Below are 19,149 nucleotides of genomic sequence, written 5' to 3' on the forward strand. Positions count from 1 at the left end.
GATATTGGTTGTCATAGCGAGCAAGTAGCGCAAATCACCCAACGAATAAGTACAAATTACGCAACTAGCCCAACGGCGTATAGATTGCGCCGCGCGGAGTCAGTTGGCTGCGGAAGAGGATGGGGCGCTCGCTCTGCCACGTGAGAGGTTGGGGAACGACCGCGGGCAACGCCGCGCGGAGGGCGCGCAGCTCAGCCGGCGTGGCTGCGGGGCGGGCACGAGCAAGGGTGATGTGAGGGGTAAAGGGGCGGGGATCGGTGGGCAAACCAACCGACTGAACAACGCTGACAAGCGATTGGAACAGCGCCTCTAGACCAGCCAGATCGCCGCTGAGACCAACCCAAACGACGCGCAACGAACCGGTTGGCGGAAAACAACCCAGCCGGTCGAGGCTGAGACGCAAAGCTGGCGCAGCAATAGTGCGCATCCCGACCAGCAACGGTTCCACTAACCGTTCTGGCGTCTCACCGAGAAAGTGGAGGGTGAGATGCATACCGACCGGGTCACTCCAGCGCACAGCTCGGCTATGAGCACTGAGGCGCATCTGCACATCGCGCAACTCACGGCGGACCTCGTCCGGGAGGTCAAGCGCAATGAAAAGGCGCATAGTTGGTTCAGCAGTCGGCGATGGATCAGACATAGCTGTATGGTGAAGCTTCCGGCAAATCCGATGCTATTGTACAACAAAAAGCAACTGCCTTTTACATCAGCGAGTAACGGCATGATACTGTTGAAGACGATTGGTGATCCGCGTGAAAAGGCGGAAATAATAATTAATCCATCCAGCGCCCAACCTACAAAAATCTACTATCATGCCAATCGTATTACGTGTTAGACCATATCGATCACACGTTTATTTGTATAATCGTGATAAAACTCACCATATTCATATAGATCATGATAACCTCATTGCTAAGTTCTAGCTTGATCCTGATATGAGGTTGGCAGAAAATCGAGGTTACAACTACAAAGAGTTACGCGATATTGAACGAATCGTCTGTTCAAACCTAGAGATATTACGCTATGAGTAGGACCAATTTCTATCACGATCACCCTACCTAGAATAAGGTAAGTTTCGATCAGCGATAACACTCTTACGGTTAATTGGGAAGGTGGGCGAACTATTTCAGCGCCAATTGCATAGTATCCGCGCTTAGCGTGTGGCACACCAGCAGAACGTGCCAACTTCTAGATCAGCAGCGCCGGCTACGGCATCCACCGACCGGATCTAGACGAAGATATTGGTATTGAGGGATTATTGCCGAGAAACGTTCCAAATGAGCGCGCGACATCGGTTGAGCGCTGGTTACGGCGACGGCAAAAATGCCAGTGAACGATCATTCGTGCGCTCAACTATTGTCATTCTGCCTACATCAATCTCTTGCTACTCTCTACTCCCAGCCAACACCTCCCGCCAGACCTCAATCGGCTGTGCACCGGCCAGCAGACGGTCGTTGACAAAAAAGACCGGCGTGCCGAAGACACGCAAGGCATGCGCCTCGCTGACATGGCGGGCAATGACGGCTTTGGTCTCGGCGCGTTCGGTGCAGACTTGTAACGCCGCTGCATCGAGGCCAAGCTCGGCAACGATGGCCTCAATGTGGCGCTGCGCTGTGGCCGCGTCGCGTTGCCATGCTTCACTAGCGGCAAAGAGGGCATTGTGCATCTCCCAGTAGTGGCCTTGTTCGCCAGCGCAGAGCGCCGCCAGCGCAGCACGTTCCCCTTGCGGACTACTGACCGGCATGTGCTTGACGACGTAGAAGACATTCCCGGTCGCAATAAATTCTTCAACCAACGTGTGGAAGGTGAGAAGGTGGTGGCGACGACAGAAGGGGCAGCCGAAATCGGTGAATTCAACGATAGTCACCGGCGCGGCGGGATCACCGAGCACGGCGTAGGGTTCAGCGCTGAGGCCAAGGCGGGCCATGCTCTCGGTGAGAACGCCGTTTTCGGTGATGGCCGGCGTTGGCGTCACGGTCAGTGATGGCGTTGGCAAGGGCGTTTCCCCCAAGCGGATGACGCGCGCAGTGGGTGCTGGCACTGCCGGCGGTTCAGGGGTAACCGTTGGTAAGCGCGCGATCGTGGGTGAGGGTGTGGGAAGATTCGCGGTTGCGGTGCAGCCGGTAAGAAAGACGAGGAAGAAGATGAAGGCACGAATTGCGTTTACTGAGCGACTTTGATAATAGGCCATAGCGCGAGCCTTTGTTTAACGACAAAGTGGCAAGCAAGAAAAGCATACCATACCTTGCCCGCGACCATTTCCGGCCCACAAAAATATCATTGCGAGGGAGTGGCGGCACCCAGCCGCGCTAGGTGGCACCCGACCGAAGCAATCTCCTCTTTCGACAGCAACAGACACTGAGCGGGTAGCTCCCGTGCTCGCGGGGACTACTTCGCCGCCTCCGGCGACTCGCAATGACAGAGGGGCAAGCGAGGAAGGGCGTCACCGCGCTCGGCGTGACGCACATAGACAGAGAGGGAGCAGCGGAACACAGCCCCCACCTCAGCCTTCCCCCGTTGGAGAAGCGAGTCCCTTACCTCTCCCCTCGTGGGAGTGGGGCACGATCATCGCTCATGCTCGCGGCAGATGGCTGCGCTGCGCATAGGAGTATTGAGATGCGGCAGTTGACCCGCCGCACTCCATAATCCTTACCCGCTCACCGGCGCAGCAACGAGACCAAGCTCGCGCAGCACTTCGTCCATGTGCTTGACCAGCACAATTTCGAGCTGTTCTTTAGCTTCGGCGGGCACTTCGCGCAGATCGATCTCGTTTTCGGCGGGCAACAGCACCTTGCGCACACCGGCCCGCTGCGCGGCCAGCAATTTCTCTTTCACCCCGCCAATCGGCAAGACTTTCCCGCGCAATGTCACCTCGCCGGTCATCGCGATCCGCTTGTCCACTTCGCGCTTGGTGAGCGCCGAGACAAGCGCGCTGGTGATAGTAATGCCGGCTGAGGGGCCATCTTTAGGGACAGCACCAGCGGGCACGTGAATGTGAATGTCGCTCTTTTGGAAGACCTCACTCTCGATACCCAACTCAGTGGCCCGCGAACGAGCATAAGTTAACGCCGCCCGGGCCGATTCTTTCATCACATCACCTAATTGGCCGGTGAGGATCAACTGGCCGTTGCCGGGGATCACACTCACCTCGACGAAGAGCACATCACCGCCGGCTGGTGTCCATGCAAGGCCGGTAACAACACCCACCTCGTTCTCGCCGAGCAACGTCTCGCTACGGAAGCGTGGCGGACCGAGCAGTTCATCGAGATCGGCGGCGTCAATCTGAGCCGGCAACTCTTGGTTTTCGGCCAGCCGGGTCGCCATCTTGCGATACACCGCGCCGATGCGCCGTTCGAGATCACGCACACCGGCCTCGTGGGTATATTCGCGAATCAGCCGTTGTACCGCAGCCGTCGTGAGTTCTGGGCCACGTGCCGCCATCCCCTGCTCGTTCCGCTGACGCGGAATCAGATACCGGCGCGCAATTTCAAGCTTCTCTTGCTCGGTATAACCCGACAGTTCGAGCAACTCCATCCGGTCGAGCAGCGCTGGCGGGATAGTGTCAGCGCGGTTGGCAGTGCAAACGAAGAGCACTTTGCTCAGATCGAACGGCACATCGAGATAGCGATCAACAAAAGCGACGTTTTGCTCAGGGTCAAGCACTTCAAGCAACGCCGCCGCCGGATCACCCTGAAAGCCGATGCTGAGTTTATCAACTTCATCCAGCAGGATGACCGGGTTATTGCTGCCGGCACGACTGAGACCTTGGATGATCCGCCCGGGCAGTGCGCCGATGTAGGTACGACGGTGACCACGGATCTCAGCTTCGTCGCGCACACCACCCAACGCAACACGCACAAACTTGCGCTCAAGGGCACGGGCAATCGAGGCACCCAGACTCGTCTTCCCTACACCGGGCGGGCCGACAAAACAGAGGATAGGCCCGCGTGCTTCGCTGTTAGCACCCTCTTCCTGCCGCAACTTACGCACCGCCAGATACTCGACGATCCGCTCTTTGATCCGTTCAAGGTCGTAGTGATCCTCATCAAGCACTTGCCGCGCCCGCGTCATATCGAGATTGTCAACCGTGCTGTTGTGCCACGGCAGATCGAGGATCCAATCGAGATACGTCCGAGCGACGGTATACTCAGCCGCACCGGGTGGCATCCGCTCTAACCGAGTTAATTCTCGCTCGGCCTCTTGGCGCGCTTCGGCAGGCAGGTTAGCTTCTTCCAGCCGCCGGCGTAGCTCGGCAATTTCGGCAGCGTGATCGTCAGTCTCGCCAAGTTCACGCTTAATTGCCTCAAGCTGCTGGCGCAAGACATACTCGCGCTGGTTCTTCGAGACCTCTTCCTGCGCCTTGCGCCCGATCATCAAAATTTCACGCTCCCGTTCGAGCAGGCGCAGCACGTGCTGCAATCGCTCGGTGACCTCGAGCATATCGAGCACCGCCTGCTGATCGTCAAGGTTGAGGTTGAGATTAGCCGCAATCAGGTCGGCCAGCATACCGGGATGGGGCGCATTAGCCGCCGCCATCGCCAATTCATCGGGCAGATTCGGGCTAAGCTCAACGATCTGCTGGAAACCGGCCAAGGCGGCCCGCGCCAAACCCGACACCTCCACCGGCACATCAACCGGATCGCGCGAGATGCTGACCCGCGCTTGCGGGTATGGCTTAAGCGACACCCAGTGCTGCACCTTGATGCGAGCCTGCCCTTGGAGCAGCAACTGCACGCCACCTTGCGGCATCCGCATCATGCGCACAATCACCGCCGCCGTGCCGGTAGGCGCCAACGCCGCCGGATCAAACTCCTCGCTCGCGTGCGCTCGGCGAAAGACGCCAATGGTCTTAGTTGAGAGCGCCGCTTCATCAACCAACTTCACCCAAGCGTCGCCACTCACCACCAACGGCAAAAACATGCCGGGAAAGAGCACAGCATTATTGATCGGCAAAACCGGCAAAACTTCGGGTATTTCCGGTGTTGCCGGACGGGGAATAGGGATTGGTTCACTCACGGTCGTTCTCCCTCCAACACCGGAATCACTACCTGCCGCAGCGCACGCCCGGCGAAGGGCAGGTGAATTTCGAGCAGGCCATGGATTGAGCGGGCGCTGGTCTGTTCGGGATCAATCAGGCGCTCGAACGGCACTTCGATCTGAAACACGCCGGCGGCAATTTCCATACGGTGCAGACGGCGCAACCCCGCCGGCAACGACAATTGGCGTGCGCCGGCAATGCGAACGACCTCTGGGTAGGCTTCGATCTGCAAGGTGGCCGGATCAACGCCGGCCAGCTCGATCACCAGCACCATTTCACGATCGGTCTCAAAGACGTTCAAGGGCGGCGACCATGGCCGGCTGTCGAATTGGGCATACGGTAACCGGCTGCGTAGAATGCGAATGTACGACGAATCGCTCATTGTTTGCTTCCTTTACAGTTATGGCTCGATAAGGAACGAGCGCTTAAAGAGTTCGTACCGCCGTGTGACCTGACGCACCCGCCAACCCAATACGAGCAAGACCACGCCAATTGCAATGAAGAACACTGCGGCAAGGTATGCCAATAGCTCAGGCCAAATGATCACTGCTACGCCAAGCACCACCAACGCAATCCCTTGCGAGAGGTAAAACCACCAGAGCGCCGAGAGTTCGGCAGTGATGTAATCAAATGGGCGAAAATCGATCGAATAGACCGGCATTGCTCCACCTCCTTTCATTCATACCAATCGGCGTCAACCCACGTGGTGACGCGATCGAGTGCGCGCCGGTAAGCCAACTCGGCGCGCAAGCGGGCAATTTCGCGTTGCATTGCCAACATACGCCAGCGCATGCTCAATACAAGATCGATGACATCGACAGGCACTTCTAGATCGTCAATCAGCCGGCGTATCCGGCGCAATTCATCAAATTCGGCTGCCGGCAATTGGGGAATTGGGTGAATGTACCCCAACTCTGCAAGATGTTGAAGCACCGATACTGGCAGCCCAACGACACGTGACAGTTCCTCTAAACTCATGCGTCGCACTAACATAGGCGGCGTCTCCTCGTGTGGCGAAGCACTGCTTCACTATCGGTGGACGAAGCACTGTTTCGCTATGGGTGGACGAAGCAGTGCTTCGTCCCTACAAGGGTTATCGTAATTCGGCCAACGTCACCGGCAGGGTCTGCTCGCGGCCATCACGGATGAATGTCACCTGCACGGTTTCACCGACTTTGGTTTCCGTTTCCAAATACACCAGCAATTCCTGAGTAGTGGTAATAGATCGGCCATTGATAGACACAATCACATCCCCGCCAATCGGCAAGTTCCAATTGCCAACCCGCCCTAACCGGTTGGGGCCGCGCAAACCGGCCCGCGCCGCCGGGCCGTCGGCCACTAATTCGGCAATCAACAATCCCTGAGTCACCGGCAATCGCATTCCGGCCCGCTCGAAGAGCGCAGCCCGCTGGGGAGTCAGTTCGATCACGCGCACGCCCAGTGACGGGTGTGGATAACGCCCCTCGCGGATCAAGACCGGCACGACCCGCTGCACCGTGCGCGCCGAGATTGCGAAGCCGATACCGGCATTAGCTCCACTAGGGCTGAGGATGGCCGAATTCACCCCAATCACCCGCCCCGACAAATCGAGCAGCGGCCCGCCAGAGTTGCCCGGATTGATCGCGACATCTGACTGGATCACCTCGCCAATGAAGCGCTGGTTCGGGCTTTCGATCACGCGGCCCAAGGCGCTGACGATGCCGAACGTGAGGGTGCGCTCTAGCCCGAACGGGTTGCCAAGCGCGAGCACAAATTGGCCGACATAGACCTGCGTCGAGTCGCCGATCGGCAACGGGCGAATCTCGTTAGCCGGCAGATCAACTTTGATTACGGCTAAATCGTTTGACGGATCGCTGCCCGCGATCTGCGCCGGTACTGTGCGGCCATCGGCCAACGTTACCTGCAATTCATTGGCATCGGCAATCACGTGATAGTTGGTGATGATGTGCCCTAAGGTATCGTAAAAGAAGCCTGATCCGCTCCCTTGGCGTGGCACCGGATTGAAGAAAAAGTCATAACTAATCGAGCGGCTGGTAATATTGACAACACTCGGCCCGGCCTCGCGGTAGACAGCCGCGATCTGGGCTTCTAGATCGGTCGCGGTCAGCGGGATAATCGTCGGTGCTCCAACAACCACCGGGGTCGGTGAAGGCGCAATAGCCACCGCCGCCGGACGATTGCCGGCAAACGCTGTCCATATAAACGCGCCGGCGATAACGGCCAGCAATATCAATTCGATGAATAACACGATCCAACGACCGCGACCGGGTTGTGGCGACATAGAAAACCTCGTGGCAATTTTATTTCTTGTTGGAATCGCACGGCCACTAGAGCCGCACGGACGGGCGGCTTCACTGGCCGGATACTGTCACGAACGCTTGCGATTACGGATCAACTCGCGCAACGTATGCAATTCAGCATCGCTCAACGGTTCTGGTAACACCAACTTCACCCGCGCAAACAGGTCACCGCGTTCAGACGGGTTTTCTAGCTTTGGCATACCCTTGCCACGCAACCGGAAGACCTTATCAGCTTGGGTACGCGGTGGAATCTTGAGCGTCACCGTGCCATCGATCGTCGGCACGCGCACCTCGCCGCCTACCGCTGCCGTAAAGGCATCAACCTCGATCGTGGTGGTCAAATCATCGCCGTCACGCTCAAACTGCGGATGCGGCTCGACTTCGACCACCAGATAGAGATCGCCGGCTGGGCCGCCACCAATGCCAGCAGCGCCCTGCCCACTTAGGCGCACACGGGTACCGGTACGCACCCCTCGCGGAATGCGCGCTTCGATCCGCCGGTCGCCAACTTGCAGCGAGCGCGTCGTGCCAGAAAAGGCCTCTTCTAGGGAAACCGTCACCGGCGCTTCGAGGTCGCGCCCGCGGGCCGGACGGCTAGGCCGGCGGAATTGCGGCTGCCCAAAGATCGAGCTGAAGAAGTCAGAGAAGGGACTATCAGCTCCAAATAGGTCTTCAAGGTCTTCGGGCGAGACATTATAAGTGTACACCTGCTGACCCGGCGCCGCCTGCCATTGGCTCCAGTTGAAATCGCCGCGCCCGCCGCTACGCTGCCAGCGCTGATAGTACGAGCGCAACTCGTCGTACTTGCGCCGCCGTTCAGGATCGCTCAGCGCCTGATAGGCTTCGTTAATCTCTTTGAAGCGCTCTTCGGCTTTCTTGTCACCCGGATTGACGTCAGGATGGTATTGCCGCGCCAGTTTGCGGTAGGCTTGCTTAATCGCCTGATCGTCAGCATCGGGGCTAAGGCCCAAGATGGCATAATAATCTTTGAATTCCATAGTATTTGTACCATCTCAATGATGTGATATAGGTAGCGCAACCGCACGACCTCACTATTGCGCCGCAGGTCCGACAGCCCTCATACGCCGGATTACCAGCGCAAGATGCCGGCCAACCCGCTGAAATCGCGCAGCAATCGCTCTTCGGCTACACCCGACATAAATTCAAGCCGGGTCGCAAAGGCAGTGCAGGCGTCAACCAGCACATCACGCAAGGCAATCGGTTGCGGTTGTGTTTCGGGCTCCAGTATCATCGCCTGCTCACGGCTACCGGCCAACAAACCGTTGCCAGCCAGCCATACCTGCTCGTTGAGCCGCCACGGTGCCAACAAGACGCTCAGCCGGCCTTCTTGCAGCGCAGCCAACACCGGATCAATGCCCCATACGCCGGGTTGGCGCATCACCTGATCAAGTAACTCTTGCTCATGAACCTGTTCGACATATTCAAGCGCCGGTAAGACTTTTGCCAGCACATGGGCCGGCGCTGCGTCGGGGTGAGGCAGATCAGCCACGTGGGCCACCACCATCTGCTGGACGGTACGCGGCAACAGTGCTGCAAATTGCTTCGTTGCCTCATCCCGGCCGAGCAAAACCAGTCGGCGAATGCCGAAGTGGGCCAATGCCCGCTCGGTCAAACCTGCCAAGCGTTGCAAGTAGCGCGCCGCGATATTCTCCATCCGGCGCGCGAAGCGATCGCGGTTACCCATTGCCTGCGCACGCAACCGCTCACGCAACCGCTGTGGGTCAAACTGATCGACTTCGCGCCAGAGATCGGCCTCGACGCTGCGGAAGACATCGGTATGCTCGACAATCTCGCCCAAAAAGACCTCATAGAAGCGCCAGCCCTCGCCGCGCAACCAAACGACCGCCGCGCGCTCGTATTGGTCAAGCGCATAGATGATCGGGGTAATGTACGGCTCGCCCCAACGCGCCTCTACCCGGCCATTGCTCAAATCGAGCAGCGGCAGCGCGATGTGCAGCGGCAAGCGCGTTATCGCGACCTGCGAATTTGCAAGCTCAGCCGCAAAGATCGCTAACGTGCGCGCTTCGGGGGCAAACTCTGCCTCGAGCGCGGTGATTACCGCCTGCTCTACCGCAGCCGGCGCGGCCAGCGCCTTCACCGCATTGCGCGCCCGCAACTCCCATGCCCGTCGCGCATTGTCTGGCTGCGTAGGATCGACCTCAACATACAACGACAGCACCGGCGGCTGCAACGCTCCCAACTCGGCTCGGATCTGTTGCACTGTGTCGCGATCGATCATATATTCCTTCCTTTCTGGTGATTACCGCCACCAACGCGCAATGAGATTGGCAATGACGGTCAACACCAGACTCACCACCAGCATAGTGCCGAGTGGAATAAAGATGGTTAGATTATCGCGTTCGATCAAAATATCGCCGGGCAGCCGGCCTAGCCACGGTAAACGGCCGGCAGCTAACACTACCAGCCCGATCACGATCAACACCACCCCGGCGCCGATCAACCAACGTCCTAGCTCGGTCATGGCTGCACCTCATAACGGGCAGACGAACGCCCCAATATTTGTCTGCTTTGGTATTATGGTGAAATGATATTAGCTGGCGGTCAACGAGGTGCTAATAATGTGTTAGAAATGCATGCCGAGAGCGATTCCGGCAACCGTGATCAGGCTTGCCAGCACCTCTTGCCCGCCGACCAACGGCGTCGGCGTAGACAGGCTACGCGGCAACAGCCCAATCCAACAGCGCAACCCTAGCAACCCAAAGGCTACCAGCACGGGCCAGCCGATCCAGCCTGCGATCACCAATCCGCCCACCAACCCCAAGGCAGCGCCATGCCACCAAAATGCCGGCGCGCGGTGCGCCGGTTCGTTGCGGGCGAGGCGTAAGCGAATCCGGACATAGATGATCGCGGTGACGGCTTGTAAAGCCAGCAGCATCCATGCCAACAACGCTCGCGATGCCGGCCAGCCATTTGCCATCATGATTGCCGCCGCCAACGCACTGATCGCCACTGCGCCGCACAGCTCGGCGGCCAGCGCGCGACTCTCTTTGCGCAGATCGAAGAACAATTGGCCCAATGCAAAGGGGACTGCCAGCGCGATCGGCAACCAAACCGGCGCTGCTGCGGTGCTGATTGCTACGCCAAGGCCAGTCAGCGCGATCGCGCCGTACCCCAGCGCAAAGCGCTCGGCCCAGACGGTGCGTGGATACCGTTTACCGCGCTGGTAATCACCAAACGCCAACTTCAACGGCTGACGGGTCAGAAACGCGCCTAATGCAGCTATGCTCAACCCAATTCCAGCCAGCGATGGGGCCAGCCACAGCCCTAATAGCACCGGCGCTGCCAACAAGCCCCAACCGCCGTGCTCGACCGGCAAAGCGATCGGTCGCAAACGTACTTGTGATGATTTCGCTACTGCTACTTGATTATCGCTTTGCATCTGCACATCCTTACCGTAATCCTCTGAGCAACAGCAACAACATGATCACCGGTGTACGCGCCTGAATACTGTGCGGCAAATGCGCTGGCATATGCACCCACGTGTTGGGCTTAGCATCAATCACCTCTTGACCAAGCGTTACCCGTGCTTCACCTTGCACAAAATGGAGAATTGCCGGCATTGCAGCGGTGTGCTCCGATAATGCTTGCCCAGCGGCGAAGCCGAATAACACTGCTTTGATCGTCTCGTCTTGGTAGATGGTTCGGCTGATCGTGCCATCCTCCGGGATAGACACCTGTTCAATGAGCTGGCGAACTGTGGCGAGATTCATCGCTTCTCCCTTCTTACACACTGGACGGAGAGGCACTACAGGATAGGCAGCTTTTGCTCAAGGCTCGTAGCAACACACATTATCAAGTGCATCATACCAAATCTATGTCGTTCGCAACAGCCTGTCCGTAGAGCAACCACACCACGCTAGGCCTCGTAGCACGGTAACCCAGAGACAGATTCCACCGATCAAGAGTGGGAGAAATCCCCCCATCATTAACCGAGCATAATAGGGTATGCTGCTCATGAGAGTCTTAAATGACAAAGATGAGATGGAATGTCCATCGTCATTTCTTCATACAGGTAGAAAGAGAATTGCTATGGGTCAAAGTCGTCAATCATTTCCCACCCCGACAATGCAAGGATGGTCAATATCAGCACTGATTACCATTGTCCTGATTGCGATGATCGGCGTGTTTATGGCAAGCAACGCAGTCACAACGATTGAAGCTGGTACTCGCGGTGTCTTAAAGACGTTTGGTGAGATTACCGGTATACTTGACGAGGGCTTGCACTTCCGCATGCCGTTTATTACCTCAGTAACCGTCGTCGAAGTGCGTACTCAACGCTACGTGTCGAATTCGAGTGCTGCGTCGCGCGATTTACAGACAGTTACAACGGAGGTTGTGATTAACTATCGTCCAGATGCCTCGCAAGTTGACCGGCTCGTGCGCGAGATCGGCGTTGACTACGAACGGCGAGTCGTTGACCCCGCTATTCAAGAGGCGATCAAGGCCGCAACTGCCCGCTTTACAGCGGAAGAATTGATTACCCGCCGGCCAGAGGTCTCGGATTTGATTTTAAGTGTGTTAAGTGAACGGCTCCTACCACGTGGCGTGATCGTCGAGAATGTCTCGATCACCGATTTTAACTTCAGCCCAGAGTTTGCCCGGGCCATTGAAGCCAAGCAAGTGGCCGAACAAGATGCATTACGCGCTTCGCGCGAGCTAGAGCGCGCACGGATCGAGGCACAACAGCAAGTGGCTCGTGCTGAGGCAGAAGCTAAGGCTCGGCTCGAAATTGCTCGCGCCGAGGCCGAGTCGTTGCGCTTGCTTGGTGAAGTTGTTTCACCACAATTGCTGCAACTGCGCTTTATCGAGCGCTGGGACGGCATCTTGCCCCGCTTTGTCGGCGGTGACAACGGTCTACTGACGATGCTTAGCATCCCGACCGACGACATCTTGAACGAGCCGGCAGCCACGCGCGCGACACCACAGAACATCGCCCCGGCGGGAACGGAAGCGGCGCCGAATCCGTAAGTGCGTTGCTCGTCGGTAACGTGTGTGTAACGACCATCTCTTTGCTTGTCATTGCGCGCCGCGCAGGGCGCGGCGCGGCAATTTCCCCCACGAGCAGGAGCATCCTGCTCACGCATTACATTCCGCTAAAACGGGAGATTGCTTCGGGCGCTCCGCGCGCTCGCATATGAGAACCTCCACTTGCGGAACGACAGCGTCGGCTACGCTCACTTATCGCCCCACTCTCCATTTGACACCACACCCGACTTCTGATATATTCTCTACGCTATGAGAAACATACACGCATCTACCAAGCAGAGCAAGCGCGCGAAGAAGCCGGCCGCAAGGTCTGGTTAGCTACGCTTGTCTGCTGTGCGTAAGAGACAAGACCCGGCTCGCCAGACCGAATGGTGGGCCGGGTTAATTGTTTGTGTCTGGAGGGACGTATGAAACAGATTCGCACGACTAGCCCAATCGCGTACACGCCACGTTACTGCCGGCCCGAACTCTTCGGCTCCTGTCAAGTAAGAGAGGTGCTACCGTATGTCGCTGCCTGAGCGCCTGTTTTTTGTCGATACGACCCTGCGCGAAGGCGAACAGTTCGCCAGCGCCCGCTTTACCACCGCGCAACGGATCGCTATCGCCGAGATGCTCGACGCTTTTGGCGTTGAGTACATCGAAATGACCTCGCCCGCCGCCTCGCCGCAAAGCGCGCGCGATCTCGCCACCATCGCTCGCCGCGGCTTGCGCGCTCGTATCCTCACCCATATCCGCTGCCACATGGCCGATGCCCGCCTCGCCGTCGAACACGGCGCGCAAGGCGCTAACCTGCTTTTTGCCACCTCTGAACCACTGCGCGCGGTCAGCCATGGCCGGAGTTTGAGCGAGATTCTGGAAGAAGCGCAACAGGTGATCAGCTTCTTGCGTGACCACGACCTCGAAGTGCGCTTTTCAAGCGAAGATAGCTTCCGCACCGATCTCGCCGACCTGATCCGCATCTACCGCGCTGTTGAGGCAATGGGAGTGCAACGGATCGGCCTCGCCGATACGGTTGGCATCGCCACGCCACGGCAAGTCTACGAGGTGGTCAGCGCAGTGCGCGCCGAAGTCAATTGCGACATCGAATTTCACGGCCATAATGACAGCGGCTGCGCCATTGCCAATACCTTCTGCGCTGCTGAAGCCGGCGCGACCCATCTTGATGTGACGGTGCTCGGCATTGGCGAGCGCAACGGCATTGCTAGTCTGAGCGGGATGATCGCCCGGCTGGCTAGTGTAGACCCGGCCCGCGTGCAGCGGTACCGGCTCGATCTGCTGCCCAAGATTGATGAGACGGTCGCCACCATGCTCGGGATCGAGATTCCGTTCAATCAGTGCATCACTAGCCCTACCGCCTTCCATCACAAAGCCGGGATGCACACCAAGGCGGTGCTGGCCGATCCGCGCAGTTACGAAGTGCTCGATCCGAATTGGTTTGGCCGCCAACGCACAATCGCGATTGCCCATCGCCTAGTGGGATGGCACGCCGTCGCCGAACGAGCCCGCGAGCTGGGTATTACCCTCAGCGAAGCGCAAGCCCGCGCCGCCGCCGCCCGTATTAAGGCCCTTGGCGATGAACACGATCTTGATGGCGCGATGATCGACGAAATTTTGTATAGCTACGCCGAATAACGCCCGTGGCCGCATAGCACGCGGCCACCAACCAAACGAGGATACGACTATGCCAACGATGAGCGAACAGATTTTGAGCCGCGTCGCCGGTCGTCCGGTGCGCGCTGGCGATGTCGTGACGGCGAACGTTGATCTGGTGATGGTGCATGATAGCTTGGCCCCCGGCATCATTCGCATTCTGCACCAAGAGTTGGGCGCCGAGCGGGTGTGGGATCCGCAGCGGGTGGCAGTGGTGATCGACCACGTGGCTCCCGCTGCCAGCGTGCAGACCGCCGAAAAGCAGCAAGAGGTGCGGCGCTGGGTGCGCACGCAAGGCATCCCCAACCTGTTTGATGTCGGGCGCGGCATTTCGCACCCGGTGTTGGTTGAAGAGGGGTTGGCCCAGCCGGGGATGTTGATTTTGGGCAGTGATAGCCATAGCACGGCGTATGGCTGCGTGGGAGCGTTTGGCAGCGGCATGGGCAGCACCGACATTGCGCTGGCGCTGGCGACCGGCAAGACATGGCTGCGCGTGCCGGAGACGATTGTGGTACGCGCGCGCGGCACGTTTGGCTTCGGCGTCGGCCCGAAGGATTTGGCCCTCCGCGCCGCCCGCTTGCTCCGCGCCGATGGCGCCACCTACGCCGCGATCGAGTGGCACGGCGTCGAGCAGCTCAGCGTGATGGAGCGGATGACGCTGGCGACCCTCTCGATTGAAATGGGGGCCAAAGCTGGTATTATCTCGCCTGCTGGTCTCGACCTCACCGGCCCGCTGGTGCCTACCGTCGATGCCGATGCGCAGTATCAAACGGTGGTTGAGATCGATCTCGGTCAACTTGAGCCACAAGTCTCCGCCCCACATTATGTCGATAACGTCGCCGATCTGAGCGATCTGGGCCGGGTGGCGGTTGATGTGGTCTACCTCGGCACATGCACTAACGGCCACTACGAAGACATGGCGGTCGCGGCCCAGATCTTGGCCGGACGCCGCCTCGCGCCGGGAGTGCGTATGATCGTCGTGCCGGCCAGTGCGCAAGCCTTGCAACGCGCTGCTAGCGATGGCACCCTCGCTACGTTGCTCGCTGCCGGGGCCACGATTGGTACACCGGGTTGCGGTGCATGCATTGGCCGTCACATGGGAGTGCTTGCCCCCGGCGAGGTTTGCCTCTTCACCGGCAACCGCAACTTCCGTGGCCGCATGGGCAGTCCCGAAGCGCAGATCTACCTCGCCTCGCCGGCAGTCGCCGCCGCAACGGCACTTACTGGCTATCTAACCGATCCGCGTACAGTGATGGATGGCCAGCCGGTCGTATCGCAATAACGCTCAGTGCAGAAAGAGAGGCTTTGCTATGGCTCGTGTGTGGCTCTTTGGCCCCGATATCAATACCGATCAGATCGTTCCCGGTCGCTATGCGCCGTATATGTTGAAGGATGAGAGTGAACTGCGTCGCTACCCGTTCATCGAACACCGGCCCGATTTCGCGCCCAACGTGCGCCCCGGCGACATCATCGTCGCTGGCAAGAACTTTGGCTGCGGTAGCTCGCGCGAATACGCTCCGTTAGCTTTGCGCATGGTCGGCGTTGGCGCAATTATCGCCCCGCTCTTTGCCCGCATCTTCTTCCGCAACGCGCTCAACCTCGGCATTCCCTGCTTTACCGCCGATCTGACCAGCGAGCTGGCCGATGGCGATGAGGTTGAACTTGATCTGGAACAGGGACGGATTACAACCAGTGATGGGCGCGTGATCCACTTGCCACCGCCACCGCTCTTCCTGCGCGAGGTGTGGGCCGCAGGTGGCATTGTGCCGTTCTACCGCCAGTATGGTCGTTTCCCCGGTGAGGTGGCGTGATGCAGATTTGTGTCATTCCCGGCGACGGAATCGGCCCGGAGGTGATGGCTGTAGCGACGGCGGCGCTGCGTGCGCTGGCGCCTGACCTCACGCTGACCGAAGCTGAAGCGGGGTGGGGCGTCTTCCAGCGCACAGGCGTCGCTTTACCCGCCGAGACACTGGCGGCAGCCCGTGAAGCGACCGCGATTCTCTTTGGCGCAGTCGCCTCGCCAAGTCACCCGGTGCCCGGTTACCGCAGCCCAATTGTCGAACTGCGCCGCACCCTCGACCTCTACGCCAACATCCGGCCCACAGTCGGCCCCGGCGTTGATCTGGTAGTCGTGCGCGAGAACACCGAAGACCTGTATAGCGGGCGCGAGCGGCTCGAAGACGATGGAAACACCGCCATCGCCGAGCGGGTCATCACCCGCGCCGCCTCGGCCCGTATCGCCCGCACCGCTTGCGAAATAGCGCACGCACGCCAAGCAGCCGGTCATCCCGGTAAAGTCACAATCGTTCACAAAGCCAATGTGCTGCGTGTCACCGACGGCCTGTTCCGCACCGTGGCGCTGGAAGTCGCCGCCGATTTCCCCGAATTGACTTTTGAGGAGCGGTTGGTTGATGTGGCCGCAATGCAACTAGCTGCCCAACCGCAGCGGTTTGATGTGATCGTCACTACCAACCTGTTCGGCGATATTCTCTCGGACATTGCCTGCATTCACGGCGGTGGCTTGGGTGTCGCCGCCAGCAGCAATCTCGGCCACGGTCGGGCGTTGTTCGAGCCGGTGCATGGCGCGGCGCCCGACATCGCCGGACGCGGCATTGCCAATCCAACCGCAGCCCTCAACTGCGTGGTGATGCTGCTTGAGTGGATCGACCGGCCCCACGTGGCCGAACGGCTGCGCCGGGCCATGGATGCCGTCGCCGCTGCTGACATTCGCACCCCCGACGCTGGCGGTGACGCAACAACTCGTGAAGTAGCCGATGCTATTCTGGAACAGATCGCAACCCTAGCTTGAAAGGAGCACCTAACTATGCACGCTGAATGCCCCGAATGTGTTGCCTTGATCACGCTGCCGGCCAACACGCTAGAGAGTGAGATTATCGCTTGCCCCGATTGCGGCGCTGAATTGGAAGTTGTTAGCTTGAACCCGCCTACCCTCGCCCTCGCCCCTGAGGTCGAAGAGGATTGGGGCGAATAACGACCTTATGTCTACCCAACAAAGGAGTTCATCGATGCGCGCCGAATGCCCCGAATGCGCCGCCGAGATCACGCTGCCGGCAGGCACGCTTGAAAACGAAATCATCGCCTGCCCTGATTGCGGCGCTGAATTGGAAGTTGTCAGCCTCAACCCGCCCACTCTCGCCCTCGCCCCTGAGGTGGAAGAGGATTGGGGAGAATAGGAGAACCGATTATGCGCATTGCCGTCCTCTGCTCGCGCATCCGCGCCGAAGAGAAGCTGCTCTTTCAAGAGCTAGAACGCCGCGGTCTCGATTATGTCAAAATTGATGACCGCGAGCACATCTTTGACCTCCACCAGACCAGCTACCCGTTTGATGTCGTGCTCGAGCGCGCCATTCAGCATAGCCGCGCACTGTACATGCTCAAAATCCTTAACGACGCCGGCGTACCAACGGTCAACACCTACCACGTCGCCCTCACCTGCGGTGACAAGTTTCTCACTACGCAGGCGCTCATCCATGCCGGGGTGCCGACGCCACGCTGTTTGCTCGCCTTCACGCCGGAAAGCGCGCTTGAAGCGATCGAGCAGCTCGGCTATCCGGTGGTGCTCAAGCCGGTAATCGGTTCATGGGGGCGGATGGTGAGCAAGATCAATGACCGCGACGCCGCCGAGGCCATTCTCGAACACCGTGATGTGTTGGGTAATTACCAACACTCAATCTTCTACATCCAGCAGTACATCAATAAGCCGGGCCGCGACATCCGCAGCTTCGTGATCGGTGACGAGTGCATTGCGGCGATCTATCGCACCAGCCCGCACTGGATCACCAACACTGCCCGCGGCGGCGTCGCCACGAACTGCCCGGTCACGCCAGAGCTGGCCGATCTGAGCGTGCGCGCCGCCCACGCGGTCGGCGGCGGCGTGGTCGCGATCGATATTCTTGAGACACCAGATGGCGAGTTGTTGGTCAACGAAGTGAATTACACGATGGAGTTCCGCAATAGCATCGACACCACTGGGGTTGACATCCCGGCCCGGATTATCGATTACGTGGTAGAGGTGGGCAGCGGGCGTCGTAGTGTTTAATGAGGCGTGTATGACTTTGCGCGTTAGCATTGTGGGAGCGAGCGGCTATGTCGGCGGCGAACTGTTGCGCCTCTTGCTCGACCACCCGCACGTGACAATTGTGCAGGCGACCAGTGCCCGCAACGCCGGGAGATACCTCTATCAGGTGCATCCCAACTTGCGTGGCCGCACCAATCTGCAATTCGTCCACCCCGACACCTTACAGCCGTGCGATCTGCTCTTTCTAGCCCTACCTCATGGCGAAGCGGCGCAGGCCATCGAGCGCTACGCCGCCCTCGCCGAGCGGATCATCGACTGTTCGGCTGACTTTCGCCTGCGCGATCCGGCGGTTTACCAGCAGTGGTACGGCAATCCGCACCCGGCCCCGGCGTGGCTGGAGCGGTTTGTGTATGGGTTGCCCGAAGTGAACCGGGCCGCCCTGATCGGCGCGCGCTATGCCAGCGGCGTCGGTTGTAACGCCACTGCCACCAACCTTGCCCTGTTGCCGCTGGTGCAAGCCGATCTGATCGACCACACCCGACCGATTATTGCCGACGTGAAGGTGGGATCATCGGAAGGCGGCGCGACGGCCAGCGACGCCAGCCACCACCCCGAACGATCCGGCGCGGTGCGCTCGTTTGCGCCGGTTGGTCACCGCCACCTTGCCGAAGTCGAACAAGTGACCGGCTTGCGCAACGTTCATATGTCGATCACCGCGATCGAGCTCGTGCGCGGTGCGTTAGCGACAGTGCATGCCTTCGCGGCGCGTGACTTGACCGAAAAGGATTTGTGGCAGGCGTACCGTGGCTTTGCCCGTGAGCAGCCGTTTATCCGTATCGTGAAGGAACGGCAGGGGATCTATCGCTATCCAGAACCGAAGATACTGGCAGGGGCCAATTACGCCGACATTGGCTTCGCCTACGAGCCAACGACCGGGCGGATTGTCAGTATCTGCGCGATCGACAATTTGATGAAGGGGGCTGCCGGCAGCGCTGTGCAGTGCATGAACCTGATGTGTGGTTTTGCCGAGACGACGGCGTTGACGTTTATGGGGTTGCACCCGTAGGAACAGGTTGATGAGCGTTTTATGGAGT

General features: G+C 59.1%; 21 protein-coding genes. 9 read left to right on the plus strand and 12 right to left on the minus strand.

The annotated features are described in order from the left end of the window. Positions 1-64: 64 nt before the first annotated feature. The 12 genes from thpR to Q1A59_RS08265 all read right to left on the minus strand — a co-directional run bounded on the left by thpR (position 65) and on the right by Q1A59_RS08265 (position 11,090). Complete coding sequence (gene thpR, locus Q1A59_RS08210; RefSeq protein WP_298406061.1) at positions 65-640, minus strand: RNA 2',3'-cyclic phosphodiesterase; 576 nt, start codon at positions 638-640, stop codon at positions 65-67. 744 nt (positions 641-1,384) lie between these two features. Beyond that, the gene (locus tag Q1A59_RS08215) at positions 1,385-2,191 is read right to left on the minus strand and encodes a DsbA family protein (protein ID WP_299644783.1); all 807 of its coding nucleotides are present in this window, start codon (positions 2,189-2,191) and stop codon (positions 1,385-1,387) included. 458 nt (positions 2,192-2,649) lie between these two features. Beyond that, entirely contained in the window at positions 2,650-5,016 is a 2,367-nt protein-coding gene (gene lon / locus Q1A59_RS08220) for an endopeptidase La (RefSeq protein WP_298406064.1), read from the minus strand. Next, on the minus strand, positions 5,013-5,420 hold the full coding sequence (locus Q1A59_RS08225; RefSeq protein ID WP_298406065.1) for an Hsp20/alpha crystallin family protein: 408 nt from the start codon (positions 5,418-5,420) through the stop codon (positions 5,013-5,015). Before Q1A59_RS08225 ends, lon begins: the two co-directional genes overlap by 4 nt. 18 nt (positions 5,421-5,438) lie before the next feature. Next, positions 5,439-5,699: a hypothetical protein gene (locus Q1A59_RS08230; protein ID WP_298406068.1), complete on the minus strand. Its 261-nt coding sequence runs from the start codon at positions 5,697-5,699 to the stop codon at positions 5,439-5,441. 14 nt (positions 5,700-5,713) lie between these two features. After that, positions 5,714-6,031, minus strand: coding sequence for a chaperone modulator CbpM (locus Q1A59_RS08235; RefSeq protein WP_298406070.1), 318 nt, complete (start codon positions 6,029-6,031; stop codon positions 5,714-5,716). A gap of 100 nt (positions 6,032-6,131) precedes the next feature. After that, complete coding sequence (locus Q1A59_RS08240) at positions 6,132-7,319, minus strand: S1C family serine protease (protein ID WP_298406072.1); 1,188 nt, start codon at positions 7,317-7,319, stop codon at positions 6,132-6,134. A gap of 87 nt (positions 7,320-7,406) precedes the next feature. Next, positions 7,407-8,336 carry a J domain-containing protein gene (locus Q1A59_RS08245; protein ID WP_298406073.1) on the minus strand — a complete coding sequence of 310 codons (930 nt, stop codon included), beginning with the start codon at positions 8,334-8,336 and terminating at the stop codon, positions 7,407-7,409. 92 nt (positions 8,337-8,428) lie between these two features. Further along, on the minus strand, positions 8,429-9,598 hold the full coding sequence (locus Q1A59_RS08250) for a VLRF1 family aeRF1-type release factor (RefSeq protein WP_298406074.1): 1,170 nt from the start codon (positions 9,596-9,598) through the stop codon (positions 8,429-8,431). A 21-nt stretch (positions 9,599-9,619) separates the two neighbouring features. Then, positions 9,620-9,841, minus strand: coding sequence for a DUF2905 domain-containing protein (locus tag Q1A59_RS08255; protein ID WP_066791680.1), 222 nt, complete (start codon positions 9,839-9,841; stop codon positions 9,620-9,622). A 102-nt stretch (positions 9,842-9,943) separates the two neighbouring features. Further along, on the minus strand, positions 9,944-10,759 hold the full coding sequence (locus Q1A59_RS08260) for a YwiC-like family protein (RefSeq protein WP_298406077.1): 816 nt from the start codon (positions 10,757-10,759) through the stop codon (positions 9,944-9,946). Between the two features lie 10 nt (positions 10,760-10,769). Then, entirely contained in the window at positions 10,770-11,090 is a 321-nt protein-coding gene (locus Q1A59_RS08265) for a cupin domain-containing protein (protein WP_299644786.1), read from the minus strand. 319 nt (positions 11,091-11,409) lie between these two features. Here Q1A59_RS08265 and Q1A59_RS08270 point away from each other — a divergent pair, with 319 nt between their 5' ends. The 9 genes from Q1A59_RS08270 (at position 11,410) to argC (ending at position 19,121) form a co-directional block, all read left to right on the plus strand. Further along, the gene (locus tag Q1A59_RS08270; RefSeq protein ID WP_298406079.1) at positions 11,410-12,348 is read left to right on the plus strand and encodes a prohibitin family protein; all 939 of its coding nucleotides are present in this window, start codon (positions 11,410-11,412) and stop codon (positions 12,346-12,348) included. A 522-nt stretch (positions 12,349-12,870) separates the two neighbouring features. Next, on the plus strand, positions 12,871-13,998 hold the full coding sequence (lysS, locus tag Q1A59_RS08275) for a homocitrate synthase (protein WP_298406082.1): 1,128 nt from the start codon (positions 12,871-12,873) through the stop codon (positions 13,996-13,998). Between the two features lie 49 nt (positions 13,999-14,047). Next, entirely contained in the window at positions 14,048-15,298 is a 1,251-nt protein-coding gene (locus tag Q1A59_RS08280; RefSeq protein WP_298483148.1) for a 3-isopropylmalate dehydratase large subunit, read from the plus strand. Between the two features lie 28 nt (positions 15,299-15,326). Beyond that, positions 15,327-15,827, plus strand: a complete 501-nt coding sequence (locus Q1A59_RS08285) for a homoaconitate hydratase (protein ID WP_298406087.1) — start codon at positions 15,327-15,329, stop codon at positions 15,825-15,827. Continuing rightward, positions 15,827-16,825 (plus strand): isocitrate/isopropylmalate dehydrogenase family protein, encoded by a 999-nt coding sequence (locus Q1A59_RS08290; protein ID WP_298406088.1) that lies wholly within the window; start codon positions 15,827-15,829, stop codon positions 16,823-16,825. The genes Q1A59_RS08285 and Q1A59_RS08290 overlap by 1 nt, the downstream gene beginning before the upstream one ends. 15 nt (positions 16,826-16,840) lie before the next feature. Next, the gene (gene lysW, locus Q1A59_RS08295) at positions 16,841-17,008 is read left to right on the plus strand and encodes a lysine biosynthesis protein LysW (protein WP_028459069.1); all 168 of its coding nucleotides are present in this window, start codon (positions 16,841-16,843) and stop codon (positions 17,006-17,008) included. A 34-nt stretch (positions 17,009-17,042) separates the two neighbouring features. Then, complete coding sequence (gene lysW, locus Q1A59_RS08300; RefSeq protein ID WP_298406090.1) at positions 17,043-17,210, plus strand: lysine biosynthesis protein LysW; 168 nt, start codon at positions 17,043-17,045, stop codon at positions 17,208-17,210. A gap of 11 nt (positions 17,211-17,221) precedes the next feature. Then, entirely contained in the window at positions 17,222-18,076 is an 855-nt protein-coding gene (gene lysX, locus Q1A59_RS08305) for a lysine biosynthesis protein LysX (RefSeq protein ID WP_298406092.1), read from the plus strand. 10 nt (positions 18,077-18,086) lie between these two features. Beyond that, positions 18,087-19,121, plus strand: coding sequence for an N-acetyl-gamma-glutamyl-phosphate reductase (gene argC, locus Q1A59_RS08310; protein ID WP_298406093.1), 1,035 nt, complete (start codon positions 18,087-18,089; stop codon positions 19,119-19,121). The last annotated feature ends 28 nt before the right edge of the window (positions 19,122-19,149 follow it).

The organism is uncultured Chloroflexus sp. (assembly GCF_937951745.1).
Taxonomy (GTDB): Bacteria; Chloroflexota; Chloroflexia; order Chloroflexales; family Chloroflexaceae; genus Chloroflexus.